The sequence below is a fragment of the Mesorhizobium sp. M7A.F.Ca.US.010.02.1.1 genome (assembly GCF_004023085.1).
Taxonomy (GTDB): domain Bacteria; phylum Pseudomonadota; class Alphaproteobacteria; order Rhizobiales; family Rhizobiaceae; genus Mesorhizobium.
In genome coordinates, this window is the sequence record NZ_RZRV01000085.1 from 1 (window position 1) to 6,080 (window position 6,080).

Sequence of the window (6,080 nt, forward strand, 5' to 3'; positions counted from 1 at the left end):
TCACTACAGAGGAAACCGCAACGCCAAAGCGCGAGGCAACCGCACGGCACGTCTCCCCGTCGCCAACCGCCGCTACTGCACGCTCACGAAGATCATTTGAAAGCGCTCGCGTCATCAGATGCTGGCCTCCAATCCAGCCAGCATCTTGAATCACAACCATCCGGCTTTGGGAATCCTACGATTCTCTCAAAATAGGAATCGCTCTAGCGCGCGCCGGAGAGCCCGGCTTCCGGCCAGCCCGAAGAGCCGGCCGCATCTCGCATTGAGTGAGATTGCCGGCAATGCTTTCGAACTCAGGAGATCGAACCCTTCCTCCTGACTGGATCGATCTCGCCGAGGGACTGCGTCCGTAGCAAATCCGTGCAGCCTGACCATAGCCGCTGGCGGGTCCGGATTTTCCGGGCCCGCTCTTTTCTTCGCGAGACCGCAATCGATGCTGCCCCGGTTTGGCGACCTATATCCCCCACCTTGTGTGGAGTGGCCGCAATGGACATGAAATCCAACATTAGTAGTGGAAGCGCCTTTGGCTGCGCTGATGCTGCTCTTCCAGTACATCTACACTGCTACGCAGCACGTGACGCGAACTTCCCATAGCCGGTTCGAAGCCCTGCTTCGCGACGGCAAGATCGCTGACGTGCAGGTGGTGGCTCGAAGCCCTGCGGACTGACCCACACCGCGCTGCCAGCGGGATGAGGTGCCACGGCGATACGATTGCCAAGAGGCTGCTGCGCTCGGCCGGCCACTTCTCTCTTGAACTGAAAAGTGGCATTTCCAATATCCTCTCTGTGCCGAGAAGACGTCACGCAGACCGACATATTTTGCCGAGGAATCATCCTGCGTCACCCGAAGAGGCACAAGCGTCGCTTTAGGGATTGAAGGGAGGTCAAGATGGAAAGCGCTACGTTCAAACAACCGATTTTCGTCCGAGATGACAGTTTCGTCATCAAAAAGATCGGTTGCGTCATGGATGCTATAGAATTTCTGGAAGAATGGCCGGTCGAAAGGCGCGGCCTTCTCCACGGAGCGGCCTGTGATACGTGCTACTCGGCGTATGATGGTCGCAGGTCGGTCGAGGCCGCGCACAAGACGTTTGCGACCTGGGCACGCAGGGTGGGTGTGATCGAAGACGTTCCCGTGGCGCCGCCTTGGATGACAGGGCCGAAGATTAGCGGTGCAGACGAACTTATAGAAAGTGACCGTTAAAACTCTCTGCGGCGGCAATCATACCGCCGCAGCAAATTACGCTGCATGGCTGGCGCTACGAACAGGATGCTCCCATCTGCTGCCGACCAGACATTCGGATTGGCCTGTATCGGTCGAGGGGGCGTCAATTTCGTTCCGGAGGTAGTCGCCGATGAGCGCGATATAAACCAAGGGCAGCGGTGCGAGCTGGGACAAAAGCCCGTCGCCCTATCTCCTCTGCGTTCCGGCTGCAAGCAGTACGGGTCGATGTCGGCCCCCTCACGACGTCGCCTTCAGCGCGCGGATCACTGCGGCCACCGTCTTGGTATCAGCGCCCCGGCCGACGCGCATCGCGATGCCGTCGAACTCAAGCTCGATCATGCCGGCATCTCGGGTGGCTTTCCGTTTCCGCTGCTTCGGTGAATGCTTGGCCCAGGCTCCGCCGCTGCCACAACCGCCGGCACGAAAGCAGGAGAACCTTGCTGCACCGAAGCGGCCTGTTTGCGCGCTTCGCGGCGCCAGGCGAAGACCTGCTGCGGCCTGGGGCCATACCGGCGGGCGACCTCGGAACGCCGAAGGTTGCCGCTCCGGGTCAAGCGTAAGGTCAAGTCCAGACACAAGCCGATCTCCAATCTCAATACACGATTGGCAACCTCACAGATCGCGACCACTCCCGAAAGGTGGTCCCGAAACACCGCTTGCATTCCAGCATGAAGGGTTTGTTGCTGATTTAGGTCTTGTTGCTGCCCTGGATGAAATGACGCCGCCCCGGGAGTGCGCCTATGCGTTCGAGGAGCCGTTCCTTCAATACGAAATCATGCACCAGGGCTGCCGCGGGAATAAGCCGAAGGCGGGTAACAATCGCCCTGCCGACCCAATCGTGCCAGGCAAACGCCAGGCCTGACATCTAGCTGGCCGCGCGCAGACGCCGAGAGCGAACAAAGGCCTTTAAGCCGTTGGAATCCAACGCCTGCCCAAAAGCATAACCCTGCAGTATGTCGCAGCCCAACCCCTTGAGTACGCGGGCGTGCTCCATCGTCTCGACGCCTTCCGCTATGACCTCGATACCCAAGGACTTGCCGATTTCGATGATCGACGAGACAACCTGCCTTCGTTGCGGCGATTCGACGATTGGGATGACCAGTTGCCGATCTATCTTCAGTCGGCGTGGTTGTATCTTGAGTAGGCTGACAATGGAGGCATACCCCGTACCAAAATCATCTATCTCTATATCAATGCCCAGTTGCTTGATTTGATCGACATTCCAGGTCACCAGATCATCGTTTTCGTCAAGGAAAATGGACTCAACAAGTTCGAACGAAACCGTTCCCTTCTTGATATTCAGTTCTCTCAAGCTCTTTATAAGTTCTTCATCTTGGAGGCGCCGCGCCGAAACATTGACTGATACTCGCGGTATATGAAGGTTCGCGGCAGACCAGTCTTCAAAATCTGAAAGCGCATGGTTCAGTATGGTTCGATCGATCATAGAGACGACATTTAGTTCCTCTGCAATCCTGAGGAAGACATCCGGCGCTAGAATGCCCTTGTTTGGGTGCCTCCATCGCGCAAGCGCCTCGACACCGACAATTTCGAGCGTTTTTGCGCTAAACTGGGGTTGGTAGTAAGCGATGAACTCATTGCGCTCGAGGCCACCGAGAACTTCATCGGCAATCCGCTTTGTGTCGACAATTTCGCTTTGCATCGCCTCAGTGAAGAATTCGTATCGATTGCGCCCGCGACTTTTCGCTCGGTAAAGCGCGATGTCGGCGTTCACCAGCAGGTGCTTGGCTTCGGCGTCTTTTCCGTTGTCGACCGCAATTCCCACGCTGACACCAAACCGGCATCGGTGACCGTGGTAGTAGACGGGTTCGCCCATCTGGCTGATGATGCGGTCAGCCAGCACCGCCAGTTGCTTGATATCGTCATGCACCGTGCACAGTACGACGAATTCGTCTCCTCCGATCCGAGCGACGAATCCCCCATCCTCGACCTTGGACCGGAGGACGGCAGATGCGTGTACCAACATCGCGTCACCTGCGGCATGGCCAAGCGTATCGTTGATGTGCTTGAACCGATCCAGGTCGATGTGAAGCAGTGCCGCATGGCCGCCGTCGCGCTTTGCGTTTGCTGCGTACTCCTCCAGCACCTGGTCGAGGTAACGGCGGTTGGGCAAACCAGTCAGCGAATCGTGAAACGCGATATGCTCTATATGTGCCCTGGCCGTCTCGAGTTCCGCGTTTTTCGACTCGGACAGCTGTTTTGCACGAACCAGATCGCTATTCAGCAAAACGTCGGCTGTCACATCCCATTCCGCACCAATCATTTTGAGCGTCTCGTTTGGGGCCTGGTATATGGCCGCCTTGGATCGGACATGACGGACCTCGCCATCCGGCCGAACAATCCGGTATTCCGACGAATATGTTCCGCGGCTGGCCACAGCGCGGTCGAAATCTGCGTTGGCGCTAGCTAAATCCTGGGGGTGAATTGCCCCAGCCCAATCCAAGTAGCCGCGAGGCCCCCCATCGCGGGGTTTGCCGTATATTTCGTTGACGCGATCGTCCCACGACAGGTCATTGGTCGCGAGGTCGTGTTCCCAAACGCCAATAGCCGACGCCTCCAGAGCAAGTTCGAGGCGTCTCGACAATCGACGCAGTTCCGCATAATTGCGCTGTCTCTCGCCAATCAGACGACCTGTGACCAAGAATGGGATCACAACTAGCGTCCCGGCCGCGGCCATGATCGCGCGCAAGAGCCACGCGTTGCCAGGTGTCGAAGGCCAGCCGTTTTTGGGGATGGCCGCTATTTGCCAGGAACCTGACGGGAGCAGAACTTCGGCCGTTACTGGATTGCTTCGGCGGACGCCCAGATCGCCGAAGAATTGATCTCCGCTCGGGCCGAGGGCGTCTTTACCGATGAGCGCAACGTCAATCCCGAGATCATCGTCAAACAGGCCGCTCGCCTTGTAAAGGCGCTGCACGTCAACAACGGCGGAAATGATGCCCCAGAATCTTTCAGTATTGCCCGCGCTCGGCACAAAAACTGGGAAACGGCCGATGAAGCCTTGGCCGCCCTGCTTCAGATCAACCGGGCCGGCAAGAATCAACTTGCGCTCGTCTCGCGCCCGCAGCGCGGCGTTACGCTGCCGATCGTCCTTACGGTAATCGAGGCCCACGGCTTTCTCGTTGCCTTTTAGCGGGTACATCAAGGAAACGACCAGATCGGGTGCGCCGGCAATGTTGTTCAATTGCGAGCTCTCGCCGAACAGATTACCCGCGAGCGAGGCGAAGCGTTGCTGTCCCATGTAGGGTTCAGTCACGACCGTCGCGACCAGCCCATGCACAAGTTGAAGGTTTCCGTTGATATTCCCTTCCAGCTTGGCTCGGATCAGATTGACCTTGGCTAGGACATCCGCGCGGACCGCTTGGTCCGAAACGATTTTGTTCTGGTGCTCCGCATACGCCGCGCTGATGGCGATAACCAAAACCGCCACTGCCGCCGGAATATTTGCCGACGAAAACACGGCATCCTTTATGCCGCCTAACCTAGCGCCGGAAAGAGCCAATAGGGTGAAAACCCCCTTGTGTTATTCAGGTTCTCGGATCGACCTGCCCATGGGACATTAGCTTTCATTAATTAATTTTGAACTTCACAGTCCTGAAAACTTTGCACTGTCCGACCGCTGAGGTCGTTCTGGCGCGCCGCCGGAGGGGTTGGAACCAGCCGCCGCTCAATGAGGCAACGTATCGGCTGGGGACGATTCCGGGGTTGTGGCAATCGTGCTCGGCGATGACAATGCAAAACCGAATTAATAGGAGAACTAGTGGCCCTCAATCGCTTTGGGAGCAACAAGGTATGGTATCTTGCCGACGCTTCGCTTCGTCGCGCCAATGGAATAGGCCATTGGGATCTTGGGCGAGGTGTTTGGCAAGCCGTACATATCCTTGCCTGCCCTCATTGCAAATGAAAAGTGCTGCCACGAAACCATGTCATGCTCATTCAGAAAATCGAGCGTCAGCCCCGCTGAAATCAGCGCGTTCACCACATCGCTGATCGGATGGATCCACTCATAATACCGAGGATGCTTCAAAACGCGGTCGTCGCCGGTATAGGTCCGTTCCTCGTTCCATGCGAGCGGTCGAGCTATAGGCGTTCGCCAATCGTGCTTAAACTCCAGCGCCGCGGCCTTACGATCACACTGAAACATCAACGGATGGCCCTCGGCCATATAGAGCCGGCCGCCTGGGCTCAGGAGATCGGCAACGACCCGCGCCCAGCGGAACACATCGTCCAGCCAATTTACCGAACCCCAGGTAACATAAGCAATGTCGAAGGTCCGGCCGAGCGCTTCGACTGCCTCGAATAGTGGCGCTTCCACGAAGCGCACGTCAGTGCCTGCCTTCGCCGCGAAATCGCGCGCAGCTGCGATCGCGGTCGGTGAAAAGTCGAGGCCGGTCACGCTGCCCGCGCCGAGATTCTTCAAGCTGATCGTGTCGAGCCCGATATGACATTGCAAGTGGACGATATCCTTGCCGACAATATCACCCACCTCGCCCGTTTCCAATTCATAGAGATTGGATCCGCCTGCCAGCACATTTTCAATCTGGTAGCTGCCGGTCGTATCGGTCGAATGCAGTTCAGCCCGATCATCCCAATTTAGGCGATTTGCACCAAGAAACGGTTCCAAATTCCCCCCTATTTCCAGCGGCGACTGACGCTTAGTTAACAAGTCGTTAATATACCTTTGCGCAGAAAGAGTCGCGCGTCAATGTGGGCCAACGGGCGGGTGGGCCTACGTCGCAGAGCCCACACCCCGAAGAGATGGCGCCGGTTTCTAAGGTGGAGGCGCACAGTTGGATCGAACGAAGTCCATGAGGGTCCAAGATGAAACCCTAAGACGG

Annotated in this window: 4 protein-coding genes and 1 pseudogene; 2 read left to right on the forward strand and 3 right to left on the reverse strand. The window is 57.3% G+C overall.

Annotation, left to right across the window (positions count from 1 at the left end; genetic code table 11):
- Positions 1-115: pseudogene (locus tag EOA19_RS35735) on the reverse strand (IS630 family transposase); the annotation flags it as partial.
- Between the two features lie 408 nt (positions 116-523).
- On the opposite strand from EOA19_RS35735, the gene EOA19_RS35555 reads away from it, so the two are divergent.
- Together EOA19_RS35555 and EOA19_RS34535 are read left to right on the forward strand one after the other, a co-directional pair.
- Positions 524-667 (forward strand): hypothetical protein, encoded by a 144-nt coding sequence (locus tag EOA19_RS35555; RefSeq protein WP_164893121.1) that lies wholly within the window; start codon positions 524-526, stop codon positions 665-667.
- Between the two features lie 221 nt (positions 668-888).
- Entirely contained in the window at positions 889-1,203 is a 315-nt protein-coding gene (locus tag EOA19_RS34535; RefSeq protein ID WP_128306078.1) for a DUF982 domain-containing protein, read from the forward strand.
- Between the two features lie 886 nt (positions 1,204-2,089).
- Here the strand turns inward: EOA19_RS34535 and EOA19_RS34545 are convergent.
- Positions 2,090-4,744 (reverse strand): EAL domain-containing protein, encoded by a 2,655-nt coding sequence (locus tag EOA19_RS34545; RefSeq protein WP_245486461.1) that lies wholly within the window; start codon positions 4,742-4,744, stop codon positions 2,090-2,092.
- A 255-nt stretch (positions 4,745-4,999) separates the two neighbouring features.
- Positions 5,000-5,866, reverse strand: coding sequence for a class I SAM-dependent methyltransferase (locus EOA19_RS34550; RefSeq protein ID WP_127296061.1), 867 nt, complete (start codon positions 5,864-5,866; stop codon positions 5,000-5,002).
- Positions 5,867-6,080: the final 214 nt, after the last annotated feature.

What these genes read in the sequence shown, in the direction of transcription:
- EOA19_RS34535 (WP_128306078.1), top strand. Translation starts at nt 889, where the DNA reads ATGGAAAGCGCTACGTTCAAACAACCGATTTTCGTCCGAGATGACAGT.